The organism is Sinomonas halotolerans (assembly GCF_039615075.1).
In the GTDB taxonomy this organism is placed as follows: domain Bacteria; phylum Actinomycetota; class Actinomycetes; order Actinomycetales; family Micrococcaceae; genus Sinomonas; species Sinomonas halotolerans.
Window position 1 is genome coordinate 100,753 of sequence record NZ_JBDFRB010000002.1, and the last position, 24,631, is coordinate 125,383.

The 24,631-nt window shown below is 71.8% G+C and carries 18 protein-coding genes; 14 read left to right on the plus strand and 4 right to left on the minus strand.

The window, feature by feature from the left end; translation table 11 throughout:
* The 8 genes from ABCQ75_RS02970 to secA all read left to right on the plus strand — a co-directional run bounded on the left by ABCQ75_RS02970 (position 1) and on the right by secA (position 12,214).
* Positions 1–1,017: a uroporphyrinogen decarboxylase/cobalamine-independent methonine synthase family protein gene (locus ABCQ75_RS02970; protein ID WP_345883028.1), complete on the plus strand. Its 1,017-nt coding sequence runs from the start codon at positions 1–3 to the stop codon at positions 1,015–1,017.
* A 160-nt stretch (positions 1,018–1,177) separates the two neighbouring features.
* Entirely contained in the window at positions 1,178–1,852 is a 675-nt protein-coding gene (gene mtrA / locus ABCQ75_RS02975; RefSeq protein ID WP_345883029.1) for an MtrAB system response regulator MtrA, read from the plus strand.
* A 452-nt stretch (positions 1,853–2,304) separates the two neighbouring features.
* On the plus strand, positions 2,305–4,083 hold the full coding sequence (gene mtrB, locus ABCQ75_RS02980) for an MtrAB system histidine kinase MtrB (RefSeq protein ID WP_427916029.1): 1,779 nt from the start codon (positions 2,305–2,307) through the stop codon (positions 4,081–4,083).
* The gene (locus tag ABCQ75_RS02985) at positions 4,080–5,924 is read left to right on the plus strand and encodes an LpqB family beta-propeller domain-containing protein (RefSeq protein ID WP_345883031.1); all 1,845 of its coding nucleotides are present in this window, start codon (positions 4,080–4,082) and stop codon (positions 5,922–5,924) included. Before mtrB ends, ABCQ75_RS02985 begins: the two co-directional genes overlap by 4 nt.
* A 122-nt stretch (positions 5,925–6,046) precedes the next feature.
* Positions 6,047–7,150, plus strand: a complete 1,104-nt coding sequence (locus ABCQ75_RS02990) for a ComF family protein (RefSeq protein ID WP_345883032.1) — start codon at positions 6,047–6,049, stop codon at positions 7,148–7,150.
* Positions 7,151–7,295: 145 nt separating this feature from the next.
* Positions 7,296–8,039 (plus strand): ribosome hibernation-promoting factor, HPF/YfiA family, encoded by a 744-nt coding sequence (hpf, locus tag ABCQ75_RS02995; RefSeq protein ID WP_345883033.1) that lies wholly within the window; start codon positions 7,296–7,298, stop codon positions 8,037–8,039.
* Positions 8,040–8,189: 150 nt separating this feature from the next.
* Complete coding sequence (locus ABCQ75_RS03000; protein WP_345883034.1) at positions 8,190–9,434, plus strand: winged helix-turn-helix domain-containing protein; 1,245 nt, start codon at positions 8,190–8,192, stop codon at positions 9,432–9,434.
* Between the two features lie 71 nt (positions 9,435–9,505).
* Positions 9,506–12,214 carry a preprotein translocase subunit SecA gene (gene secA, locus ABCQ75_RS03005; RefSeq protein WP_345883035.1) on the plus strand — a complete coding sequence of 903 codons (2,709 nt, stop codon included), beginning with the start codon at positions 9,506–9,508 and terminating at the stop codon, positions 12,212–12,214.
* A 101-nt stretch (positions 12,215–12,315) separates the two neighbouring features.
* On the opposite strand, the gene ABCQ75_RS03010 is transcribed toward secA, so the two are convergent.
* Both ABCQ75_RS03010 and ABCQ75_RS03015 read right to left on the minus strand, forming a co-directional pair.
* Positions 12,316–12,942 carry an Rv3235 family protein gene (locus ABCQ75_RS03010; protein WP_345883036.1) on the minus strand — a complete coding sequence of 209 codons (627 nt, stop codon included), beginning with the start codon at positions 12,940–12,942 and terminating at the stop codon, positions 12,316–12,318.
* Between the two features lie 95 nt (positions 12,943–13,037).
* Entirely contained in the window at positions 13,038–13,973 is a 936-nt protein-coding gene (locus ABCQ75_RS03015; RefSeq protein WP_345883037.1) for a LysM peptidoglycan-binding domain-containing protein, read from the minus strand.
* A gap of 169 nt (positions 13,974–14,142) precedes the next feature.
* On the opposite strand from ABCQ75_RS03015, the gene ABCQ75_RS03020 reads away from it, so the two are divergent.
* Entirely contained in the window at positions 14,143–14,694 is a 552-nt protein-coding gene (locus ABCQ75_RS03020) for a hypothetical protein (RefSeq protein ID WP_345883038.1), read from the plus strand.
* A 6-nt stretch (positions 14,695–14,700) separates the two neighbouring features.
* Here ABCQ75_RS03020 and ABCQ75_RS03025 read toward each other — a convergent pair whose 3' ends face one another.
* Positions 14,701–14,922: a helix-turn-helix domain-containing protein gene (locus ABCQ75_RS03025; RefSeq protein ID WP_345883039.1), complete on the minus strand. Its 222-nt coding sequence runs from the start codon at positions 14,920–14,922 to the stop codon at positions 14,701–14,703.
* A 159-nt stretch (positions 14,923–15,081) separates the two neighbouring features.
* Between ABCQ75_RS03025 and ABCQ75_RS03030 the strand changes: the two genes are divergently transcribed.
* Genes ABCQ75_RS03030 through ABCQ75_RS03045 form a run of 4 tightly spaced genes read left to right on the plus strand, consistent with a single transcriptional unit; the run spans position 15,082 to position 23,515 of the window.
* A complete protein-coding gene (locus ABCQ75_RS03030; protein WP_345883040.1) occupies positions 15,082–15,723 on the plus strand; it encodes a hypothetical protein in 642 nt (213 codons plus the stop codon).
* Positions 15,720–17,036: a CpaE/TadZ family protein gene (locus tag ABCQ75_RS03035; protein WP_345883041.1), complete on the plus strand. Its 1,317-nt coding sequence runs from the start codon at positions 15,720–15,722 to the stop codon at positions 17,034–17,036. Before ABCQ75_RS03030 ends, ABCQ75_RS03035 begins: the two co-directional genes overlap by 4 nt.
* A gap of 54 nt (positions 17,037–17,090) precedes the next feature.
* Positions 17,091–21,992 carry an NAD-glutamate dehydrogenase gene (locus tag ABCQ75_RS03040; RefSeq protein WP_345883042.1) on the plus strand — a complete coding sequence of 1,634 codons (4,902 nt, stop codon included), beginning with the start codon at positions 17,091–17,093 and terminating at the stop codon, positions 21,990–21,992.
* Positions 21,993–22,042: 50 nt separating this feature from the next.
* The gene (locus ABCQ75_RS03045) at positions 22,043–23,515 is read left to right on the plus strand and encodes a sensor histidine kinase (RefSeq protein ID WP_345883043.1); all 1,473 of its coding nucleotides are present in this window, start codon (positions 22,043–22,045) and stop codon (positions 23,513–23,515) included.
* 159 nt (positions 23,516–23,674) lie between these two features.
* Here ABCQ75_RS03045 and ABCQ75_RS03050 read toward each other — a convergent pair whose 3' ends face one another.
* Positions 23,675–23,923 carry a WhiB family transcriptional regulator gene (locus ABCQ75_RS03050; RefSeq protein WP_077490065.1) on the minus strand — a complete coding sequence of 83 codons (249 nt, stop codon included), beginning with the start codon at positions 23,921–23,923 and terminating at the stop codon, positions 23,675–23,677.
* Between the two features lie 226 nt (positions 23,924–24,149).
* Between ABCQ75_RS03050 and ABCQ75_RS03055 the strand changes: the two genes are divergently transcribed.
* On the plus strand, positions 24,150–24,614 hold the full coding sequence (locus ABCQ75_RS03055) for a hypothetical protein (protein WP_345883044.1): 465 nt from the start codon (positions 24,150–24,152) through the stop codon (positions 24,612–24,614).
* Positions 24,615–24,631 lie beyond the last annotated feature (17 nt).

A 24,631-nucleotide genomic window follows, 5' to 3' on the forward strand; every position in this document is an offset into this window, starting at 1 on the left:
GTGACAGGCCAGGTCACGGCCACGGCGCTGGGGGACTGGCCGGGCACCGACCCGGTCGAGGCGGCGAAGGCCATCCGCGGCGAGCTCGGCACCCCGCACCTGCCGTTCCTCGCCGAGCTCCCCGCCCGCGGCGTGGGCTCTGACCCCGTGGGGCGCGCCGCGTCCGTACTCACGGGCCTCTGGGCGGACGTGCAGCCGCACGGCTGGCGGCTCACCCCGCGGCCGGGCGGTGACAGCCGCCGGGCGGCAGCGGCGCTCGCGAGCGATCTCAACGCGCTCGCCGACGTGGCGGGCGCCGAGGAGCGTTCCGCCGAGGGCCTGCACGTGCGGCTGCTCGGACCCGTGAGCCTCATGGCGAACCTCTCGCTCGCGTCGGGGGAGAAGGCGCTTCTCGACCACGGCGCGCGCCGCGACCTCGCCGACTCGTTCGCCGAGGGGCTCGCCGGGTTCCTCGCGCGCGTGCGCGCGGCGGTCCCCGGCGCGGCGCTCACGGTCCAGATCGACGAGCCGGACGCCGCCCGCGTCCTCGCTGGCCTCGTGCCGACTTCGAGCGGCTATCGCACGCTGCGGGCCGTGCCCGTGCATGAGGTGCGCGCCGCCTGGGCCAGCGCGGTCGGCGCGCTGCGTGCGGCAGGCGCGGAGACCGCCGTCGTGCACCTGCCCGCATGGGAGGCGCCGTTCGCGGCGGCGCTCGAGGCGGGGGCGGATGCGCTCGCCGTGCCCGCGCCCGACCTCACTGCGGGGCAGTGGGAGGCGCTCGCCGGGGCTGTCGAGTCCGGCCGCGGCGTGTGGCTGGGGATCGTGCCGGACGACGGCGCGCCGGGGGTCCGCACGGGCGAGCTCGCCGAGCGGGTCGTGCGGCCGTGGCGGCAGCTCGGGCTCCCCTTCGAAGCGTTGGACGCCGTCCGGCTCACCCCTGTGGGAGGGCTTTCCGGGTGCACTCCTGACGAGGCTGTCCGGCGGCTCGCGCGGACGGTGACGGTGGCGGACGCGGTCAACCAGATCGCCCTCGGATGAGCCCGGAGGGCGCGCGCCGGCTGCCTGGCAGGCGCCCGCCGGCTCCCCGCCCAGCGGCCGTCGCCCGGGCACGCACCCATAGAATGGGCTCACGCACGTACGCAAGCGCGGGCGCGTCCATGCGCGCCGTGCGCCGGTCGATGGGGGAGAGTGGGAAGGCATGAAGGCACGCATTCTGGTTGTCGACGACGACGAGGCCCTGGCGGAGATGATCGGCATCGTCCTGCGCAATGACGGCTTCGAGCCGGTGTTCTGCGCGGACGGCGCACAGGCGCCGGACGTGTTCCGGGCGCAGAAGCCGGACCTGGTCCTGCTCGACCTCATGCTCCCCGGACTGGACGGGATCGAGGTATGCCGGCAGATCCGCTCGGAGTCGGACGTCCCGATCGTCATGCTCACCGCGAAGTCGGACACCTCGGACGTGGTCCGCGGGCTCGAGTCCGGCGCCGACGACTATGTCCCGAAGCCGTTCAAGCCTGCCGAGCTCGTGGCCCGCGTGCGCGCCCGGCTCCGCCCCGGCGAGACCAAGGCCCCCGAGACCCTCCGCATCGGCGAGGTGACGATCGACGTGGCCGGCCACACGGTCAAGCGCGGCGAGGAGTTCATTTCCCTCACGCCCCTCGAGTTCGACCTCCTCGTGGCCCTCGCGCGCAAGCCCTGGCAGGTGTTCACCCGCGAGCTGCTCCTCGAGCAGGTCTGGGGCTACCGCCACGCGGCGGACACGCGGCTCGTCAACGTCCACGTCCAGCGGCTCCGGTCCAAGATCGAGCGCGACCCTGAGGCGCCTGAGGTGGTCCTCACGGTGCGCGGCGTGGGCTACAAGGCCGGGGGATAGCCCCGGCGGCTGGAGTGGACGTGGACACCGATCAGGACGGGCCCGCCGCGGGGCCGGCCGGCCCTCGCGGCGGCGACGGACCCCGCGAGGGGGAACCGCCAGGGCGCGGGGGACCGGCGGAGGCGGGCCTGCATGCCCAGGGCGGGCCCGAGCACGACGACGGCGCGCTCGAGCGTGCCCGCGCCTTCGCCGCCCTCGCCCGGCCGAGCGCCTTCGCGGCGGGCGCCGTGACCCGTGCGGGCGCCGCGACGCGGAAGCGCGCGCAGAGCGCCGGGGCGGCCACGCGGCGTCGTGCGCGCCTGGCTTTCGCACTCGCGCGGCGGCGCGCCCGCGTCCTCCGGGACGGGGTGGCGCCCTCCCTCCGCTCGGTGCGTGCGTGGGCGGCCGCGGACTGGTCTGGCGCCCGCCTCCCGGCGCGCCTGCGCCTCGCACGCCTTCTCGTGGGCCGGTGGATGCGCCGGGAGCGCCCCCGTGACCGGGCCCGCCTCTACCGCGCCCGCCTTGCGGTCGGGTCCCGGCGCGCGCTGCGGGCGCTCGGCCGGGGGCTCGCCGGGATCGTGCCGGCGGTGGCGTCCCTCCGCGGCTCCTTCATGCGCCGGTGGCGCCGGTCGCTCCAGTTCCGGACCGTGCTCATCACGCTCGTCCTGACGTTCGTCTCCTTCCTCGGCGTCGGGGCGTACCTGTCCAACCAGATCGCCAACAACCTCTTCGAGGAACGGCTCGCGCAGGCCGAGCTCGAGACCCGCCAGGCGGTCGAACAGGTCCAGGAGACGTTCGACGGCGCCCAGGCCACGGACCAGCAGAGCGTGCTCAAGCTCGTCAACGACACGCTCGACCAGCTCGAGCGCCGTGAGTCCACCTCCCCGCGGCAGTATGTCTTCCTGGCCGTGCCCAACCAGGACCAGCCCCGCAACCGGTGGGTGGACAGCCGCGCGTCCTACCTGCGTACCGAGAACGACATCCCCGTCACGCTCCGGGAGGCCGTGCAGAACTCCCAGCAGGAGCAGTACTGGCAGTCGGTGGCACTCACGGTGGACAACCAGGCGCACCCCGCGATCGCCGTGGGCAACAAGGTCAGCTTCGCGGGGACCGTGTACGAGCTCTACCTGCTCTACGACATCCAGTCCGCCCAGCAGACCCTGGACGACATGCAGAACGTCCTGTGGTTCGGCGCGGTGTTCCTCCTGCTCCTCATCGGCGCGATCGTGTGGATCGTCACCCGCAGCGTCGTCTCGCCCGTGGGCCACGCCGCGGCGGTCTCGGAGAAGCTCGCGTCCGGGCAGCTCGAGGAGCGCATGGCGGTCAAGGGCGAGGACGAGGTGGCGCGCCTCGGTGCCGCGTTCAACCACATGGCGGCGAACCTCCAGGACCAGATCACCGCGCTCGCGACCCTCTCCCATATGCAGCAGCGCTTCGTCTCCGACGTCAGCCACGAGCTGCGCACCCCGATCACCACGGTGCGCATGGCCGCCGAGGTGCTCTACGACGCGCGCGAGGGCTTCGATCCCGTCACGAAGCGCTCCGCCGAGCTGCTCTACCACCAGGTGGAGCGCTTCCAGGCACTCCTGAACGACCTGCTCGAGATCTCCCGGTTCGACGCCGGCGTGGCAGTCCTCGACTCCGAGGCCCAGGACATGGTGGCCGTGGTGCGCGCAGTGATCGAGACGGCCGCGCCGATCGCTGCCGAGTGCGGCTCGGAGGTCAAGCTCTACGCGCGCACGCCGAGCATCATCGTCGAGATGGATGCCCGCAGGATCGAGCGGGTGCTGCGCAATCTCCTCCTCAACGCGCTCGAGCACGGCGAGGGGCGGCCCGTGGAGATCTTCGTCGCCGCGAACGCCGACGCGGTGGGAGTGTCCGTGCGCGACCACGGCATCGGGATGTCCCCGTCCGAGGCCGCCCGCGTGTTCGACCGGTTCTGGCGTGCCGACCCCTCTCGGGCCCGCAAGACCGGCGGGTCCGGCCTCGGCCTCTCGATCTCCACCGAGGACGTCAAGCTGCACAGCGGCTGGCTCCAGGCCTGGGGACGCCCCCGGCAGGGCTCGTGCTTCCGTCTCACCCTTCCCCTGCGGGCGCAGGGGAAGATCATCGACTCGCCGGTCGCCCTCGAGCCGCCGCAGGGGGACGCCGCGCTCGTCGGGGGCCAGACGACCCGCGGGGTGGTCGTGGGCACGCCCGTGCTGCCCCCGGCCCCGCCGCCCAGCCAGCCCCGACGGGAGGAGGACGCATGACCCGCCGGACCCCCGCCGTCGTCCGCGCCGCTGCGGGCCGCTCCGAGCAGCGGTCCCCGACCCGCGCCGAGCCGCGGCCCGGGCGCCGTGCCCGCACCTGTGCCGGCACCCGCGCCCTCGGACGCACCGTCAGACGGGTCCTCCTCCCGGCCGTCTTGGCCGCCGTGCTCGTGCTGATCGCGGCGTGCGCCCAGATGCCCACCTCGGGCGGGGTGGGCAAGAGCCGGGACGGCGCGGTCTCGGGGGGCAACGCGCCCCAGTACATCCCCCCGGGGCCGCGCGAGGGCGCCACACCGCAGTCCATCATCGAGGGGTTCTTCAACGCCGGGAGCGGCTACCAGAACGACTTCACGGTGGCCCGCCAGTTCCTCTCCCCGGCCAGCGCGGTCTCGTGGAAGCCGAGCCGGCGCACGCTCGTCTACCGCGGGAGCGCGACTGTGGTCCCCACCGGGCGCGAGAACGAGTACCGGTACGAGCTGGACCTGGCCTACGCGGTCGACGCCGACGGCACCGCCACGCCCTACCCTGAGGGGACGCGCGAGGCGATCACCGTGAGCCTCGTGCAGGTGGACGGGCAGTGGCGGCTCTCACGGCTGCCCGACGGCACGGCGATCCCCGAGGAGACCTTCAAGGTCCTCTTCAAGCCCTTCCCGGTGTACTTCTTCGACCCCTCGTTCAGGACGCTCGTGCCGGACATCCGGTGGTTCATCGACAACTCCGGGGTCGCTAAGTCCCTCGTGAGCGCGCTCCTGGCCGGACCCGCGCCGTACCTGCGGTCGGCGGTCGCGAGCGCTTTCCCCCCGGGCACGCAGCTCGAGCGCGAGTCCGTCCCGATCGTGGACAGCATGGCCCAGGTGGACCTCACGAGCGCGGTGCGCGACGCGTCCTTCACCGACCGGCAGCGGATGCACAGCCAGCTCGTGCGCACGTTCTCGAGCATCAGCTCCGTGGTCGGGGTGTCGCTGCGGTCCAACCAGAGCGATGTGGCCCTCGTCGACCCCACGGGCGGTACCCCGGCCCCCGAGCCGGCCACGGACCCGGCCGTCCCGCCATGGCAGGTGGGTGTGGCCGGACGGGAGCTCGTGCGGTACGCCGACCGGCAGGCCAGCCGGATCGAGGGGCTGCGCTCGGTGGCCCAGTTCTCGCCGCGGCTGCCGGCTGCCGGCGCGTCCCAGGACGTCTACGCGTTCCTCGGGGCCGGCCCGGCGCTCTACTCGATCGTGCCGAACCAGCCCGCGAGGCTCCTCGACTCTCGCGAACAGCTGAGCCCGCCCTCGGTGGGGCCCACCGGATGGGTCTGGGCGGCGGGCCCGGGCGCCGACGGCGTGACCGAGGTGGTCGCCCACCGGCCGGGCGGCACGCCCGAGGGCGCAGAGGTGCCGCACGTGGACCTGCGCCCGAGCTGGCTCGCGGGCCGCAGCGTGGAGGCGTTCCGCGTGGCGCGGGACGGCACACGCGCGCTCGTGCTCTCGAGCGCCGGCAACAGGAGTGTCCTCCAGCTCACGGGCATCGTGCGGTCCCCGGACGGGACGCCGCGCGAGCTCACCGAGCCGATCACCCTCGCCCGCGGCACCGCCGCGCTCGAGAGGGCCGTATGGGTGGACGAGACCACCATCCTCGTCTCGCCCGTCTCCGACTCCGCGCGCGTCGCGCCGCTCCTGGTCTCGCTCAACGGCGGCGAGCCGAGGCAGCTCCCTGCGCTCGACGGTATCGAGTCTGTCAGCGCAGGCAACGGCGAAGGCGAGGTGTACGCCCAGACCCCGGCTGGCGTCTTCCAGCTCGTCCGGACGGCCTGGGTCGAGCTGGGGAAGGGCATCGAGGACCCCTCCTTCCCGGGGTAGGCCTACGTCCGTCCGGAGGCAGCCGGGCCCCTGGCTGTCCGCATGGGCGCCGGGCGCCGGGGATGTCCACATAGGCCTCCAGGGCGCTCGTGCGGCGGCTGCGCGCGCGCCATCCTGAGGACATGGACGACGGCGAGGCAGGTGCCCGCGGTGCCCCGGCCTCCCGAGGGGGCTGGATGGGCAGAGCGGGCCGGGCGGGCGGCGCGGCCCGGCCAGCCGGCGCGCGCGTGCGCCATCCTGCCCGGCACGCGGCCTTGCCGACGAGCCTCCTTGCGCGCTGCCTCCGCGCGGCGGCGGACGCCGGGCACGAGGCCTTCGGACTCGTGGTGCCTGCCGACTGCGCCGGGTGCGGTGCGCCGGACGCGCTCCTGTGCGCCGCCTGCGCGCGTCGGCTGAGGGCGCAGACCGCGGCGCCACGTCGCGTCGAGGACCACGCGCCGGCGCTCGTCGAGGCGGGAGGGCGGGTCCTCGTGCCCGCGGTCGCGGCGGGAGCGTACCGCGACGAGCTGTCGCAGGCACTACTCGCGTTCAAGCGCCATGGCAGCGGCACCCTGGCGGCGGAGCTCGCGGCGGCGCTCGCCCGGGCCGTCCGGGCGGCTGCGGGAACGGGCACCTGCGACGGACTCTGGCTGGTCCCCGTGCCGACCACCTCCGCCGCCTACCTGCGCCGCGGCTTCGATCCGCTGGGGCTCCTGCTCTCCCGGCTGGGCCGCGAACGCCGTCTGCCCGCGGGCGCCGTGCTCGCGGACGCCCTGCGGCCCCGGCCGGCCGCGGCCCGCGAGCGCGCTGGAGCCATGCTCCGCGCCGTCATGGGGACAGGGGGCGGCGCCCAGAAGGGGCTGGGCCGCCGGCAGCGGCGGCGAAGCGCGTCCGGCTCCCTCGTGGCCCGTGCCCGGGTCCGGCCGCGCCCGGGCCGAACGGTGGGCGGCCGGTCCTCCCACGGCCCGCGCGGGCAGCCCCATGGGGAGCCGCGCGGATGGCCGCCTGAGGGGCTGCGGGGCCGGCCCCCTCAAGCGGTGCGCGGGCGCCGCTGCATCATCGTCGACGACGTCCTCACCACCGGTGCGACCGCGCGGGAGGCGGCCCGCGCGCTCGAGGCGGCAGGCGCCGTCGTCCTGGGCGTCGTGGCCATTGCGTACGTGCCGCAGCACGAGGCCACAGGGCGCGACCCGCGCCCTACGCTGCCAGCGGACAGTGAGGAAATCAGGGCAACAGGGGGTGAATAAACCGTGACCATCCACTAACGTCGGTACTAGGTTCCACAGCTGAGGAACCCGTCGATAGCGGCTCGGGAAAGGGGCTCGACTGTCACCGGTGAGCCCCACCCCAGCGCCCCTGTCGGGCTGAATTCAGATGTTTCTGGAGGGCACCATGGAGTTCAAGATCAGCGGACGCAACCTGACGGTGTCGGACCGGTTCCGGGAGTACGCGAGCGAGAAGCTCGAGAAGATCGGAACCCTCGCAGACAAGGTCCAGCGCGTGGATGCCAAGTGCTCAAAGCAGAACGGCACGCGCTCCGGCGGAGACCAGCTCACGGTGGAGCTCACGGTCACCGGCCGCGGTCCCGTCATCCGGGCAGAGGCCACGGCCCCGGACAAGTTCGCTGCCTTCGACCTCGCGTACGGAAAACTCCTCGAACGGCTCAGGCGGGCCAAGGACAGGCGCAAGGTCCACCACGGCAAGCACGCCCCGGTTGGAGTCGGAGCGGCCACGGCAGCGCTTCCCGTGGTGAGCGGAAGCCTCCCGATCTATGCCGAGAACGCGCTCAACGGAGCCTCGGCGAATGGGACAGCGGCGGCCGAGGCCGAGGCCTCCTCGCCGTACGAGATCGACAACGACATTCCCGCCGGCGACTCGCCTGTCCTCATCCGCAGGAAGGTCTTCCCCGCCGCGACGCTCACCCTCGACGACGCGGTGGACAACATGGAGCTCGTCGGGCACGACTTCTACCTGTTCATCGACGCAGACACCAACACCCCGTCGGTCGTCTACCGGCGCCGCGGCTGGACCTATGGCGTCATCAGCCTCGACCAGGCCTGCGAGCCGGGGGAGACCCCGGTCGACGAGCGCATCCTCGCGTACCGCTCCAAGGACGAGGGAGCGGTTGTCTCCTGACAGCATCTGCGGCGGCGCCGTCCCCCGGGGCGGCGCCGCCCTCTTGTGCGGAGGAGCGCCCGGCGCGGGAGGGCGCGGCGGTGCGGGGCCCGGTGCCTGGGCCGGCGGGGACGAGAGCGGCGTCCCCGCGTCGCCGGGTGTGAGGCCCGTATGAAGCGCATGGCACTCGAGCGGGCACGGCGCATGGCGCTCGCCGCCCAGCAGCTGCACAGGCCCCGTCCAGCCGGCCCGGTCTCGGCGCGGTCCCTCGCCAGCACCTTCGCGCGGCTGCAGCTTGCCCAGATCGATTCGGTGAACGTGCTGGTCAGGAGCCACTATCTGCCGTTCTTCTCGCGGCTGGGTCCCTATGACACAGTGCTTCTGGACCGACTTGCCTCCCGGAGCCCGCGGCGCATGGTCGAGTACTGGGCGCATGAGGCGAGCTTCGTCCGGCCCGAGCACTTCCCCGCCCTGCGGGTGTGGCAGAAGAGGGCCTGGGTGGGAGCGGGCGGCCTCGAGCCGGGCCTGCGCGAGGACATCGCCGCCCGCATCATGGCCGAGCTTGCTCGCGGTCAGGCCCTCACCGCGGCGCAGCTCACACAGCGTCTCGGCCACACCGAGCAGCCGGCAGGCGAGGCGTGGGGCTGGAACTGGAACGCGGTCAAGCGGGTCCTCGAGGACCTCTTCGAGGCCGGGACGGTGAGCAGCGCCTCCCGTACGCCCCAGTTCGAGCGGCGCTATGCCCTCGCCGGCACGGTCCTCCCGCCCAGCGTCGCCCATGACCAGGAGCCGGACCGCGATGAGGCCGTCCTTGCCCTCACGAGGGCCGCCGCCCAGGCGCACGGCGTGGGGACGGTCCGCTGTCTCGCCGACTACTTCAGGCTCCCGCAGAAGGCCACCGCACGGGCAGTGGAGCGGCTCGTGGCCTCCGGCGAGCTCGAGGAGGCCGAGGTCCCGGGGTGGGACCGCAGAGTGCTCGTGCACGCCGCCGCGAAGACGCCCAGGGCGGCCTCCGGCCGTGCGCTCCTGAGCCCCTTCGACTCGCTCGTGTTCGAGCGGCGGCGCCTCGAGCGGCTCTTCGGGTTCCACTACCGGCTCGAGATCTACACTCCCGCGGCGAGGAGGCAGCACGGCTACTACGTCCTGCCCTTCCTCCTGCGGGACACCATGGCGGCCCGGGTCGACCTCAAGTCGGACCGCTCGCGCGGGGCACTCCTGGTGCTCGCCGCCCACGGCGAGCCGGACGCCCCGGGGGACACCGCCGTCGAGCTCGCGGAGGAACTCCGCCTCCTGGCGCAGTGGCTCGGGCACGACGACGTCAGGGTCACAGACCGCGGGAGCCTCGCGCCCGCGCTCGCCAGGGCACTCGGCCAGAGGAACCTTCACGCGGCTCCGCGCGTGTCTCCCGTAGACTGAATCCGCCCCGGCGCCACGTGCGGCGGGCCAGCGCGCACACGATTCGCCATTGACAAGGGAGCACAGCCACCGTGGCAAACCTTCTCGAGAAACTCCTGCGCACCGGCGACCGCCGGACGCTCAAGCAGCTGCGGGTCTACGCAGACGCAATCAACGCCCTCGAGGACGAGTTCCGCGGCTTCACGGATGCCGACCTGCGCGAGGAGACCGACCGGCTCCGGGCCCGGCATGGCGACGGCGAGAGCCTCGACGATCTGCTGCCGGAGGCGTTCGCCGCAGTGCGGGAGGCAGCCGGCAGGACCCTCGGCATGCGGCACTTCGACGTCCAGCTCATGGGCGGCGCCGCCCTGCACCTGGGCAACATCGCCGAGATGAAGACCGGTGAGGGCAAGACCCTCGTCGCCACAGCGCCGGCGTACCTGAACGCCCTCGCTGGCGAGGGCGTTCACGTCGTCACCGTGAACGACTACCTGGCGCAGTACCAGTCCGAGCTCATGGGACGCGTGTACCGGTTCCTCGGGGTGTCCAGCGGGTGCATCCTGTCCTCGATGGATCCGGCAGACCGGCGTCGGCAGTACGAGTCGGACATCACCTACGGCACCAACAACGAGTTCGGCTTCGACTACCTCCGCGACAACATGGCGTGGGACCGCACCGAGCTCGTCCAGCGCGGCCACCACTTCGCGATCGTCGACGAGGTCGACTCGATCCTCATCGACGAGGCACGCACGCCGCTCATCATCTCCGGTCCCGCGCAGGGGGACGCGAACCGCTGGTACTCCGAGTTCGCCAAGATCGCGCTGCGGCTCGGCGAGGGCGACTACGAGGTGGACCAGAAGAAGCGCACTGTGGGCGTCCTCGAGCCCGGCATCGAGAAGGTTGAGGACTACCTCGGGATCAGCAACCTGTACGAGTCCGCGAACACGCCGCTCATCGGGTTCCTGAACAACGCCATCAAGGCCAAGGAGCTCTTCAAGCGGGACAAGGACTACGTGGTCCTGGACGGCGAGGTCCTCATCGTGGACGAGCACACGGGGCGCATCCTCCCCGGCCGCCGGTACAACGAGGGCATGCACCAGGCCATCGAGGCCAAGGAGGGGGTGGAGATCAAGGCCGAGAACCAGACTCTGGCGACCGTGACCCTGCAGAACTACTTCCGCCTCTACAGCAAGCTCTCCGGCATGACCGGCACGGCCGAGACCGAGGCCGCCGAGTTCATGAGCACATACAAGCTCGGGGTCGTGCCCATCCCCACGAACAAGCCGATGGCGCGCATGGACCAGCCGGACCTCGTCTACAAGAACGAGGTGGTCAAGTTCGACGCGGTCGTGAAGGACATCTCGCGGCGCCACGCAACGGGCCAGCCCGTGCTCGTGGGCACCACGAGTGTGGAGAAGAGCGAATACCTCTCCAAGGCCCTGGGCAAGGCGGGCGTCCGCCATGAAGTGCTCAACGCGAAGAACCACGCCCGGGAGGCCGCGATCGTCGCGCAGGCGGGCCGCAAGGGCGCCGTCACCGTCGCCACCAACATGGCCGGCCGCGGAACCGACATCATGCTCGGCGGCAATGCCGAGTTCATGGCTGTTGCCGACCTCAACGCGCGGGGCCTCGACCCCGAGGAGAACTCGGAAGAGTACGAGGCCGCGTGGCCCGCAGCCCTCGAAGCGGCCCAGGAGGCCGTCAAGGCAGAGCATGACGAGGTCCTCGAGCTCGGCGGCCTCTACGTCCTGGGCACCGAGAGGCACGAGTCCCGGCGCATCGACAATCAGCTGCGGGGCCGCTCGGGCCGTCAGGGCGACCCGGGCGAATCCCGCTTCTACCTCTCGCTCGCGGACGACCTCATGCGCCTCTTCGGCACCGGCGGTGCAGAGCGCCTCATGGCCTCGAGCCTTCCGGATGACACCGCCCTCGAGTCAAAGATGGTCTCGCGCGCCATCCAGTCCGCGCAGGCGCAGGTCGAGGGGCGCAACGCCGAGCAGCGCAAGAACGTGCTCAAGTACGACGACGTCCTCAACCGCCAGCGCGAGGCGATCTACGGTGACCGCCGCCGGATCCTCGAGGGCGGCGACCTCCACGAGAAGGTCCAGTTCTTCCTCGAGGACACGCTCGTGGCGCTCATCGACTCTGCGACGGCCGAGGGCAATGGCGACGACTGGGACTTCCACGCGCTGTGGACGAGCCTCAGGGCCATCTACCCGATCACCCTGACCCCGCAGGACATCATCGACGAGGCAGGCGGCAAGCCGCGGGTCACCGTGGAGATGCTCAAGGAGGAAGTCCTCTCGGACGCCCGTCTCGTGTACTCGCAGCGCGAGGAGCAGCTCGGCTCTGAGCTGATGCGCGACCTCGAGCGACGCGTGGTCCTGAGCGTGATCGGGCGCAAGTGGCAGGAGCACCTCTACGAGATGGACTACCTCAAGGAGGGCATCGGCCTGCGGGCGATGGCCCAGCGCGACCCGCTCGTGGAGTACCAGCGCGAGGGCTACGCGATGTTCCAGTCGATGATGGAGGCGATCCGCGAGGAGACCGTGACCCTGCTGTTCAACCTCGAGGTCCAGCCGGCGGAGGCGACCGCTGTGAGCGCGCCTTCGATCGCCGCCCCGGCCCGCCCCGCGCAGCTGCAGTACACGGCCCCGGCCGAGGACGGCTCGACCGAGGTCCACGTAGAGCGGACCGGATCCGGCAAGGCCTCCGAGAACGGCGGCTCCACAGCGCGCTCCGCAGGCAAGAGCGCGGCGGGCAAGAAGGGCGCTCCCGGGCGTCGCTACCGCCAGCGGTGATCTGAGGGAAGCGGCAGCTCCTCAGCTCTGAGCACCTAGGCTACGACGGCCGCCCCCGGGAGTGGGGCGGCCGTCGGCGTCTCGCGCACGAGTTAGGGACATCAGCCGATCTCAAGGGCCGTCACGTGCCAGCCGGTCCGGGGCCTGGCCTCGATGCGGAGCGCGACGGCGCGGCACCGGGCCGCGTCCCCCACCACCACGGTGGCCTCGTAGACCCTATCGCCCACCAGCGACGCGTGGGCCGCCTTGACCGTGGCGGCCCTGTGGACGAGGGCAAGCCGACGCCCGGCGGCGCTCCCTGCCGCGGCCGCATCGATTCGGCCCAGCTCGGCGCGCAGCGACACCGGGGCGAGCAGGTCGCGGTGGAGCCAGGGCGTGAGCTGCTGCACGGGCCGCGTGCCTGCGAGGACTTCCATGGCCACGAGCGTGATCGTGGCGGCGAAGCGGCGCACATCCTCGGCCTCGTTGGCCGCCGGGACCGCCCGTAGCCTGCGCTCCGGTTCCGTCCCCTTCTCGGTGAGCGCGAGGGCAGCCGTGCCGACCGTCCGGGGACTGGGCCCATCGGGCTTCGGCTGCTCCTTCGGCCGCGGACGGTGGAATCGGAGGACATCGGCGGTTCGCGCGGCCCCGTCGGTGCGGGCAGCGGCAGCCGAGGACTGGGCAGGGCGGCCGGCGGCCGCGGTCGGAGCCTGGGCGGCCGTGCCGCCGATGACGGTGAATGCGCTCATGGCGTGCTTCCTTCGGTGCGGGCCGCTGGCGGCGGCAGCTGGGAGTGCTTGGGTGATGACGGCAGCGGGATCGCCGTGATGGTGCAGTGGCGGTGCTAGCGGGGCGGGATGAGGAGCTGCCCAGGTCTGATCAGGTCCGGGTCAGATCCGATCACTCCCTCGTTCGCCGCATACCAGGCGGGCCAGGCCTCAGCGATCTCCAGGTCGCTCGAACCAGGACCCAGTTGGCGGGCCACGATCGACCAGAGCGAATCGCCGGGCCTGACCTCGACCGACGGGCCTGACTGGGGTGCTGTGCCGCGCGAGTTCGCGGGGACGAGGACTGATGCCGAGGCCGGCGGGGCGGGCGGTGTCCAGGCCGCCTGAGGGAGGGGGGTCGGTGCGGCCGTCGGTGCCCCGAGGTCCTGAGGGGGTGCCTGCGAGGGCGAAAGGGCTCCGGCGGGTGCAGTGCGGGGGACCGGTGCAGGCGTGGCGGCCGAGGCTGCCGTGGCAGCCGGGGCCGCAGCGCGTGCGCGAGCCCCCGTGGGCGCCGTTTCGTCCTTGGGGGCCTGCGGCGGCGCCGTCCCCTCCCGGGCGGGCTCGGCGACCGGCTGTGAGGCGCTGGGCGTCCATGCCGGATCGGGAAGGGCCGGCGCGGCGTGGGCAGGCGCTGCCATGAGGCTCAGACCCACCACTGCCAGTGCGAGGCGGCGCATGAAGGCCGGGGCGAAGGAACCGGCCAGGCGTGAGGACGTGCGCGCACCGGCCGCCTCGAGGACGGCGGCGGCGGTCGCCAGTGCCATCGAGAGGGTCCACCACGCGACGACTGCGAGCCCGGTGACGCTGGCCAACAGCCCGAGCAGCACCTCCACCGAAGGGAGGCTGCCGTCGGGGCTGAGGAGCGGAGCCATGCGGAGCCATTGACCGCCCATCCCGGGCGCGTAGCGTCCCGCGAGCGCATGGCCAGCCGCCACGAGCACGGTGCCGAGCGCGAGCACGGCGGCTGCGGTCAGGCCGTCTGCAGCGAGCTGCTGTCTGCGGGTGTTCTCCATGGTCCCCCCAATTCGGGCCCGAAATGGGCCACAAACGATCTCTTGGATGCAGTTTGATGCAGTTTGGTTATCGTGAGTCAAGTTTGAGCCTGTTCTCAGGTCTTTGTCCAGTTATCCGGGGATTTGAGTTGAATTGACCCGATCGGCTCTGCTCCCTAGGGTGAGCAGCATGCGGTGGGAGAGCCTGTTCGAGGACTTCGAGGCGCAGCTTGCCTCGGCGGCGCGGCTCGATGCGGAGTCCGAAGTATCGGAGAGGGTGCGGGCGGAGCAGGGCGCGCTGGGGATGGCCGAGCGTCTCCGGGGGCACGGGCAGCGGCCTGTCGACCTCCTCCTGCGAGGTGGAGTTCGGCTGCGTGGGCGTCTCGCCCAATTGGCCGAGGCGTGGCTTGTGCTGGAGGAGGGACCCCAGAGTGCGCTTGTGCCGCTCGCAGGCATCGTGACGGTGTCCGGGCTCGGGCGGGCGGCGCGCGAAGAGGGCTCGGCAGTGCGCCGGAAGCTCTCGCTCGCCTCGGGCCTCAGGGCCCTCGCCCGCGATCGCGCGCTCGTGACGTGCGTCGTCGATGCGGGCCGCGGAGAACCTCTCCTTGTGGCCGGCACCCTCGACACGGTGGGGCGCGACTATGCCGAGGTGGCGAACCGATCCGACGAGTGGGGGCGCGGTCCTGCAGGCACGGTCGTCGTGCCCTTCGCAGCGCTCATAGCCGTACGCTCGGGCATGTGAGGAGCGTCAGCCTGCGGAATGCGAGCGGCGTCCCTCCGCGAGCATCCGCTCAGCCTTGGCGTAGCTCTCCTGGATGTACTCCTCGAGCTTGACGTCCTCGACCCGCCACTGGCCGCGCCCTCCCACCTGGATCGCCTTGAGCTCGCCGCTGCGCACCAGTGCGTACGCCTGTGCGGAGCTGATCTGGAGCTGTTCGCAGACATCGGCGAGCGTGAGGAAGCGTGGCATGCCTACATTGTGCCACCGGGTGGCCTCCGAGCGGGGAAATTTGATGGAGTTATCCACAGTTTGGCGCAGTTTGATGAGTTCTGACTTGGGGCAGCGCGCGTCCGGGGACAGAATGTGGCAGGGGGGCCGGCGTGCGGCCCGAGACACGAGGGGAACGCGATGCCCGCTGCCGAGAACCCGGCCGGTGCCCGTCTGGCCAAGCCGTCCTGGAAGGATCCGCGCCTGCTCGTGGGCCTGCTCCTCGTCCTCGCCTCCGTGGCCGGCGTCGTGGCACTGGTCGATGCCGCCGACCGCACGGTGCCTGCCTACGCGGCGAAGGAGGACATCGCGGTCGGGCAGAGCATCGGCCCGGATCAGCTGGTGCGCGTCGACGTGAGCCTCGGGGATGCCGAGGGGCGCTACCTTGTCGGGGACACCGTGCCCGAGGGCAAGGTCGCACTCCAGCGGGTGGTGAAGGGGGACCTGGTCCCTGCCTCGAGCCTCGGCGAGCCACACGCCGTGGACCGTAAGCCCGTCTCCGTCACTGTCGAGGACTCCCTGCCGGCCGAGGCCGTTGCGGGCACGCGGGTGGACGTCTGGGTGGCGCGCCCGGACGGCCGCAACGGCTATGCCGAGCCCGAGCTCCTCGTCCCAGGCGCCGAGATCGCGCACATCGAGGCTGCCACGAGTGCGCTCGGCGGAAGCCGCGAGACCCACGTCCTCGTCCTCGTCGAGGACGCCAAGCTCGCCCCGCTCCTGGGCGCGCAGGCGAACAGTTCCAGGCTCTCGCTCGTCTGGAATCCCGCAGGGACCTCTCGTTGAGCATCCCCGTCGTCACGATCGGGGCCGGACAGGCCGAGCTCGTCGGATCGCTCGAGCGCCTCCACGGGCCGGTCACGGTGGTGAGGCGCTGCTCGGAGCTCGCCGAGCTCATCGCGGCGTGCCAGACGGGCCTGGCCCGGGCGGCGGTCGTGGCCGGCGGGACCGCCGACATCACCGCGACGCTCGTCGACCGGCTCGCGACGGTAGGCGTCGCGCTCGTGGGGCTCTCCGACGACGACGCCGAGCGCAGCCGCTTGGAAGGGCTCGGAGTGCTCTCGGCGCGGGAAGGCGTGGCTGCATCGGAGCTCGCCGGGATGATCGCCGAGGCCGTCGAGCGCGCGGCGCTGACCTCCGCCCCCGCGCCGCTGTCGTCGTTCGCCGTGCCCGGAGCGCGTCCCCTCGCCGAGCCAGCCCAGGGCGAGTCCTCCGAGGAGCCCGCCGGAGAGGGCGAGATCATCGCCTTCTGGGGGCCGATCGGGTCCCCCGGCCGCACAACGCTCGCCGTGAACTGCGCCGCAGAGCTCGTCGCCGAGGGGCGGCGCGTCGTCCTCGTCGACGCGGACACGTACGGGGCCTCAGTAGCGGCCATGCTGGGCCTGCTGGACGACTCCGCCGGACTCGCGCAGGCCTGCCGCCTCGCAGACCAAGGGCTACTGGACCGCCAGTCGCTCGAGCGGATCGCGACTCCCGTCATCATGGGCCCCGCGGCGGGCGTGGGAACCCTGCGGGTGCTCACGGGACTCACCCGCGCCGACCGGTGGCCCGAGATCAGGGCCGCGGCACTCGGCGCGGTGCTCGAGCGCTGCCGGGAGATAGCTGACTCGGTGATCGTCGACGCGGGCTTCTGCCTCGAGGCCGACGAGGAGCTCAGCTTCGACACCATGGCGCCGCGGCGGAATGCCGCCACGCTGCGCAGCCTCGAAGTCGCAGACAGGGTCTTCGCCGTCGGCGCGGCAGACCCCGTCGGCATGCCGCGGCTCGTGCGCGCGCTCGGCGAGCTCGAGCAGGCGGTCCCTCAGGCTTCGCCAGCGGTCGTCTTCAACAAAGTCCGCCCCGGCTCCGTCGGCCGATTCCCCGAGCGGGCCCTGCGCGAGGCGTGGGACCGCTTCGGGCCTGCGCACCCGATCACGGCCATGATCCCCTTCGACGGGGCCGCGGCAGACGCCGCGCTGCTCGGCGGGTCCGTTCTCCTGGAGGCCGCGCCCGAGTCCGGCATCAGAAACAGCATCGCACGGCTGGTCTGTGAGCCTGCACAGCATGATCGGAGATTCGCTAGACGGAAGACCAAAGCAGGGGTGGGGGCCGAGCGTTAGGCTCGGAGGGAACGCTGCGACGTAGCAGCACGATTCCAGTGGAGGCGAACCCGAGTGTCGACCGGTACTGCCCAGCAGGCCCCGTTCCCGTCCGCAGACCAGGAGCCCCAGTTCCTCGCGGACTACTACGAGCATCTCGCGGAAGAGGACCGGCAGTCCTACCCCTCGGACACGCTCGCCGGAAGGGCCCGGGAGCACTGGCAGCTGGCTCAGGGCCGCGTTCCAGGGGAGGCGAACGTCTCGGTCGTCGACGAGGGCAGCCGCAGCATCGTCTACATCGTCACGGACGACATGCCCTTCCTGGTCGACTCGGTCACCGCGGAAGTCGTCCGGCAGCGCCTGGCCATCCACCTCGTCGTGCACCCCATGTTCGTCGTCACCCGGCGCAGGAGCGACCACTCGCTCGTGACGGTTGAGCGCGTGCCCTCCCAGTGGGGGCTCACGAGCGGTGATACCGCCACGCTCCCGCAGCTCACCGCTCTGGCCGCGCAGGGGGACAACGTCACATCGATGGAGTCCTGGATCGCGATCGAGACGAGCCGCGCGACGGCCGCGCAGCGCGAGGAGATCGTCGACGGCGTCCATCGCGTCCTGCGCGACGTGAGGGCCGCTGTGGACGACTGGCAGGCCATGCGCACCAAGGCCGTGGAGATCGCAGAGGGACTCGCGACGGTCGCCGGGGACGACGTCCCCGACCTCGAGCCGACGCGCGAGCTGCTCCGCTGGCTCGACGCCGGGAACTTCACCTTCCTCGGATACCGCGAGTACGACCTCGTCACAGCGGGCGGCGAGGACGTCCTCGAGCTCGTCGAGGGCAGCGGCCTCGGCCTCCTCCGCGGGGACGGGGCCCACACACTCCAGCACCTCACAGCCGAGGGGCAGGCCCACGCGCGCGAACGCCGCGCCCTCGTGATCACGAAGGCGAACTCGCGCAGCACGGTCCACCGTGCGGCGTACCTGGACTACATCGGCATCAAGCGCTTCGACGCCAACGGCCGCGTGGACGGAGAGCGCCGGTTCATCGGGCTCTTCGCCTCGAGCGCGTACACGCAGTCCGCACGGAGCGTCCCGATCGTCAGGGACAAGCTGGACGCCGTCATGCGCCGCTCCGGGTTCCCCGCCGACTCCCACTCGGGCAAGGACCTCCTCGCGATCCTCGAGACCTACCCGCGCGACGAGCTCTTCCAGATCGATGTCGACACCCTCCTTGACACGGTCCTGCGCATCCAGAGGCTCCAGGAGCGGCGCCGCACGCGGCTGTTCCTCCGCCCGGACATCTACGGCCGGTTCATGAACGCGGTCGTCTACCTCCCCAAGGACCGCTACAACACCGCCGTCCGGCGCCGGATCGAGGAGGAGCTGGGCCGCGAGTTCCATGCCGAGTCGATCGACTACGACGCCCACATGAGCGAGTCGGCGCTCGCGCGCCTCTACTTCCGCATCCGCTTGCCCAAGGGCGCCACGGTGGGCGCAGCGGACACGTCCGGGCTCGAGCAGCGCCTCGTCTCGGCGACCCGCTCGTGGAGCGAGGGGATCGCACAGGTCCTCCATGAGAACCGCCCGCTCGAACAGGCAGAGCACCTCGCCGCCGTGTGGGGCGAGGCCTTCCCCGCTTCCTACCGGGTGGACTACAGCGTCGAGGACGCCCTCGAGGACATCACACGGTTCGAGGCGTACGCGCTCGAGCGGGCCGCCGCGGACAAGGCAGCGGAAGAGGAGGCGCCTGAGCGGCCGGCCGTCCACGTCTACCTGCCGCGCGGCGCGGGCGAAGACCTCGAGGAGGACGCGCGCGTCAAGCTCTACCTCCTCGAGCCGAAGAGCCTGAGCCAGATCCTCCCGTACTTCCACAATCTGGGCCTCGAGGTCCTCGACGAGCGTCCCTTCGAGATCGAGACGGCGGACGCCCGCGAGTTCTTCCTCTACGACCTCGGCCTCAAGTACCCCTCCGGCGTGGACCCCGTGTCCACCGGGGACCTGCTCGCCGACGCCTTCGGTTCGGCGGTCTCCGGGGAGACCGAGTCGGACAGCCTCGACCGGCTCGTGCTGCGCGAGGGTCTGCGCTCGCGGCAGGTCGTGCTCCTGCGCTCCTACGCGAAGTACATGCGCCAGATGGGGAACACCAACTCGTTCGGCTTCATGGCCGATACCCTCCTGGCCAATGCCCAGGTGACCCGACGCCTCGTCGCCTACTTCGAGGCCCGCTTCGATCCCACGCTCGGCGAGGCGGAGAGGACTGAGACGGTCGAGCGCCTCCGTGGGGAGCTCGCCGAGGCACTCGAGCAGGTCCCCACGCTCGACGCCGACCGCCTCCTGCGCACGTTCATCAACCTCATCGACGCGACTCTGAGGACCAACTTCTACCTCGGTCGCACCTACCTGAGCATCAAGCTCCTGCCGTCGATGATCGAGGGGCTCCCCTCGCCGCGCCCCGCCTACGAGATCTGGGTGTACTCCCCGCGCGTCGAGGGCGTGCACCTGCGGTTCGGCAAGGTCGCCCGCGGCGGTCTGCGCTGGTCCGACCGCCGCGAGGACTTCCGGACGGAGATCCTCGGCCTCGTCAAGGCCCAGGTGGTCAAGAACGCCGTGATCGTCCCGACTGGTGCCAAGGGGGGCTTCTTCGCCAAGCGCCTGCCGGACCCGGCACTCGACCGCGCGGCCTGGGTCGCGGAGGGGATCGAGAGCTACAAGACGTTCATCCGGGGCCTTTTGGACATCACCGACAACCGCGTGGCGGTCCCGGCCGCCGAAGCAGCAGCCGACCCAGCCGGGGACGCCGCGGCGGCGACGGAGAAGGTCGTGCCGCCGACCGGCGTCGTACGCCATGACGAGGACGACTCCTATCTCGTGGTCGCGGCCGACAAGGGGACGGCGACGTTCTCGGACATCGCCAACGGGCTTGCCGCCGAGTACGGGTTCTGGCTCGGCGACGCCTTCGCCTCGGGCGGCTCGGTGGGCTACGACCACAAGGCCATGGGCATCACGGCCCGCGGAGCGTGGGAGTCGGTCAAGCGCCACTTCAGCGAGCTCGACCTGGACACCCAGACCGAGGACTTCACCGTGGTGGGCGTGGGCGACATGTCCGGCGATGTGTTCGGCAACGGCATGCTGCTCTCGGAGCACATCCGGCTCGTGGCGGCGTTCGACCACCGGCACATCTTCCTCGATCCGACGCCCGACGCCGCCGCCTCCTTCGCGGAGCGGCGTCGCCTCTTCGAGCTCCCGCGCTCGTCGTGGGACGACTACAGCCGAGAGCTCATCAGCGCCGGCGGAGGGGTGTACCCGCGTTCGGCGAAGTGGATCCCGGTGTCCGACGAGGTCCGCGCGGCCCTCGGCCTTCCCGAGGGCACGCAGCAGCTGAGCGTCCACGAGATGCTCCGCGCGATCCTGCTCGCCCCGGTGGACCTGTTCTACAACGGCGGGATCGGCACGTACGTCAAGGCAAGCACCGAGACCCACGGCGATGTGGGGGACAAGGCCAACGACGCGATCCGGGTCGACGGCAGGGACCTGCGCGTCAAGGTCGTGGGCGAGGGCGGGAACCTCGGGTTCACGCAGCGCGGGCGCATCGAGGCGGCGCTGCAGGGCGTCATCCTCAACACGGACGCGATCGACAACTCGGCCGGCGTGGACTGCTCCGACCATGAGGTCAACATCAAGATCTTCGTGGACCGCATGGTGGCTGCCGGGCGACTGGACGAGGGCGAGCGCACGGACTTCCTCGCGTCGATGACGGACGAGGTCGCGCGGCTCGTGCTCGAGGACAACATCGACCAGAACATCCTGCTCGTCAACGACCGCGCCAAGGTCGCGGAGTGGAGCCCGAGCTTCGAGCGCCTCATGGACTGGCTCGAGGAGCGCGCGGACCTCAAGCGCGAGCTCGAGGCGCTGCCGAGCACCGGAGACCTCCGTCGCCGCCTCGAGCAGGGGCAGGGCCTCACCTCGCCCGAGCTCTCGGTCCTCGCCGCCTACGCCAAGATCGAGCTCACGGAGTCCCTGCGCGAATCCGACCTCGCCGACGACCCGTGGTTCCGGGACACCCTCCGCTCCTACTTCCCGCGACAGCTCGCGGAGCGGTTCGACGAGGACCTCGACACGCATCCGCTGCGCCGCGAGATCATCGCCACGGTGATCGCGAACGACATGATCAACCTCGGCGGGATCACCTTCGCCTTCCGCACGATCGAGGAGACGAGCGCCGCCCCCGAGTCGATCGCGAAGGCGTTCGTGGCCCTGCGCGAGATCTACCGGCTCGACGAGCTGACAGCCGAGCTCAACGCGCTCCCCGCCTCGTTCCCCACCGAGCACTGGACGGCGATCCAGCTGGATGTGCGCCGACTCCTGGACCGGGCGGTCCGCTGGCTCCTGCACCAGGGCACCTCGGGTCGGACCATCGCGGAGGTCGTGGCGAAGTACGCACCGACCATGGAATCCCTGAGGGCCCGTCTCCTGACGTTCCTGCGCGGCCAGGACGCCGAGCGTGTGGGCGCATGGCTCGAGCGCGCCCGCGAGTGGGAGCTTCCCGAGCACCTCGCGCACCGCTGGGCCGAGCTCTTCGAGAGCTACGCGCTCCTGGACGTCGCCCGGATCGCGGAGACCTCGGAGGCGGACGTGGAGGACGTGGCGAGCCTCTACTACACGGTGTTCGACCGGTTCAGGGTGGACTCGCTGCTCGAGCGGATCACGTCCCTCCCGCGCCGGGACCGCTGGCAGGCACTCGCCCGCGCCGCGCTGCGCGACGACCTCTACAGCACTGTCGCGGACATCACGCGCTCGATCATGGAGACGGCGCCCGGCTCGGCCGCGCCCGAGGAGAGGCTGGCCGTGTGGGAGGCGGACAACCGGGAGCAGCTGGACCGGGCGGCGACCATGTTCGCCGAGGTCAACGCGCTGGAGAGCGATGACATGGCCTCGCTCTCGGTAGCATTGAGGCTGCTCCGCTCGATCGTGCGCCACTGACCAGGTGGCGCTCGGGCTGGGGGCATTCACGACGACGACAGGGCGGTGCAGTGGCCATCTTCACGGACCCCATCAGGGAGCACGCTGATCTCGGTCCGGGGGATGCGGAATGGCTGCACCTCCTGGTCGGAGACTGGCAGCTCGTCGCGGACCTCGCGTTCGCGGATCTCGCGCTGTGGTTCCCCCACCCTGAGACGGGCTACATAGCGCTCGCGCATGTGCGGCCCTCCACGACCCACACGGTGTTCCACAGCGACTTCGTGGGGGAGAAGATCCGGGGCGACCTGCGCCCCCTGGTCGACAAGGCCTGGGCGAGCCAGGCGATCGAGCGCAGCCACGAGACGAGCTTCAATGCGGACGTCGCGATGCGGGTCGAGGCGGTGCCCTTCGTGCGCAACGGCCGAACGCTCGCGGTCGTCACCTCGCACATGGACCTCTCGAGCTCCCGCATGCCCAGCAGGCTCGAGCTCACCTATCGGCAGTGCGCGTACGACCTCCTGCGGATGGGGACCCTGGGACTCTGGCCGGACTTCGCCTCGCCGACCGGATCCCGCCGCGGCGCCCCGCGCGTCGGCGATGGGCTCATCCGCCTCGACGCGGACGGGGTGGTGCAGTACGCGAGCCCCAACGGCGTCTCGGCCTTCCGCCGCCTCGGCGGGATCGAGTCCCTCGAGGGCAGGTCGCTCGCCGAGGTCGCCGCGGGGCTCATCAAAGACCGGCGCATGGTGGACGAGACGCTGCCGCTCGTGGTCACGGGACGCATGCCGTGGCGCAGCGAGATCGAGTCGCGCGGCGTGAGCCTCTCGCTCCGGGCGATTCCCCTGCGGGACGAGCACGAGCGCTTCGGGGCGCTTGTCCTGTGCCGCGACGTCTCGGAGCTGCGTCGGCGCGAGATGGAGCTCGTGACCAAGGACGCCACGATCCGCGAGATCCACCACCGCGTCAAGAACAACCTGCAGACGGTGGCCGCGCTCCTGCGCATGCAGTCTCGGCGCATGAAGAGCGAGGAGGGCAAGCAGGGGCTCGAGCAGGCGATGCGGCGGGTCGCCGCGATCGCGCTCGTCCACGAGACGCTCTCGCAGGGCCTGGCCCAGACGGTGGACTTCGACGAGCTGATCGGCCGGCAGTTCCGGCTCTCCGCGGAGGTCGCGACCGAGGGCCAGCATGTGGCCACCGAGCGCCGGGGCGAGTTCGGCGAGCTGCCGAGCGACTGCGTGACGCCCCTCGCCCTCGTCATCAACGAGCTCGTGACGAACGCAGTCGAGCATGGCCTCGCGCGTCGCTCGGGCACGGTCTGGCTCGTCGCCGAGCGCAGGACGGATGCGGCCGGCGCCCCGGTCCTCGAGGTCGTGGTGGAGGACGACGGCGTCGGGCTGCCGGAGGCGAAGTCCCGTCACGAGGGGCTCGGGCTCCAGATCGTGCGGACGCTCGTCACGAGCGAGCTCGGCGGGACGATCGAGTGGAACGCGCGCGAGGGCGGCGGGACGTCCGTCCGGATCCTCGTGCGGCTCGACCACCGCTGATCCTGTGGAGAGCGGGCCGAAGGCGGGACGAAGCGGACGGGGAACCTGCCGGGAACGCAGAGGACGCCCGGGACAGCTGCTGCTGTCCCGGGCGTCCTCGTGCCTTGGGCGGGGCCATCGGGCCCGTGCGCCCGGAGGCTGGTGTCTGGGGGCCGGTGCCTAGGAGGCGCGGCGGGCGCGTGCTGCGCGGCGCTTGAGGGCGCGGCGCTCGTCCTCGCTCATGCCGCCCCACACTCCCGCGTCCTGGCCGGATTCGAGGGCCCACTGGAGGCAGGTGTCCACCACCTGGCAGCGGCGGCAGACGCTCTTCGCCTCTTCGATCTGGAGGAGGGCCGGCCCCGTGTTCCCCACGGGGAAGAAAAGCTCGGGGTCCTTGTCAAGGCAGGCCGCGCGGTCACGCCAATCCATGGGGAAGTGCAACTCCGTTCTCGGGTCGAGTGTGCGGCGTCCTTTGTGAAAACATTCACGAAGCCGCTCAAAGCAAAGGGGCCCCTGCGGCCCCGCGGTCAACTCCGTTAAGGTTGTCACGTTAACTGTGTGTAAACAAGGGGTCCGTGGGGGGATTCAGGCCACACGCGGGAGGCGTGCGTCACACCGGTGGGGGCCTGCCCGGCGGCAGCGGTATCGTTCCCGTGTGCCCACCCCCTCAGACCCCCGCGGCTCCTCGCCGTCGCCCACCCGCCGCCCTTGGACGCTCGCCGCCCTCGTCGCCATCGTCGGGTCCGAGGCGATCGTCCTCGTCGGCCTCGCGGCGGCCTACGCCGTGGGGCTCTCGGCGGGACAGGCGAGGGTCTCGCCGGGCGGAGCACTCTTCACCCTCGTGCTGCTCGCCGCCTTCGGCGCATGGCTGGCAGCCGCGGCCGTGTTCCTCTGGCGAGGCTACCGGTGGCCGAGGGCGGCCGCCCTCGTTGCGCAGCTGTTCGCCCTGGTGATCGGGGGGCCGGCGCTCACGGGAGGCTTCCCCCTCTACGGGGTCCTCATCCTCGTGCCCGCCGTGGCCGCAGCCTTCCTCCTCTTCGAGCGCCGGGTCCTCGCGGCGACGCAGCGGTCGGCAGGCCATCCGCGTGCCGATCGGACGGAAGGCGCCGGGGAGCGGTAGAGGGACGGGTTCTCCGC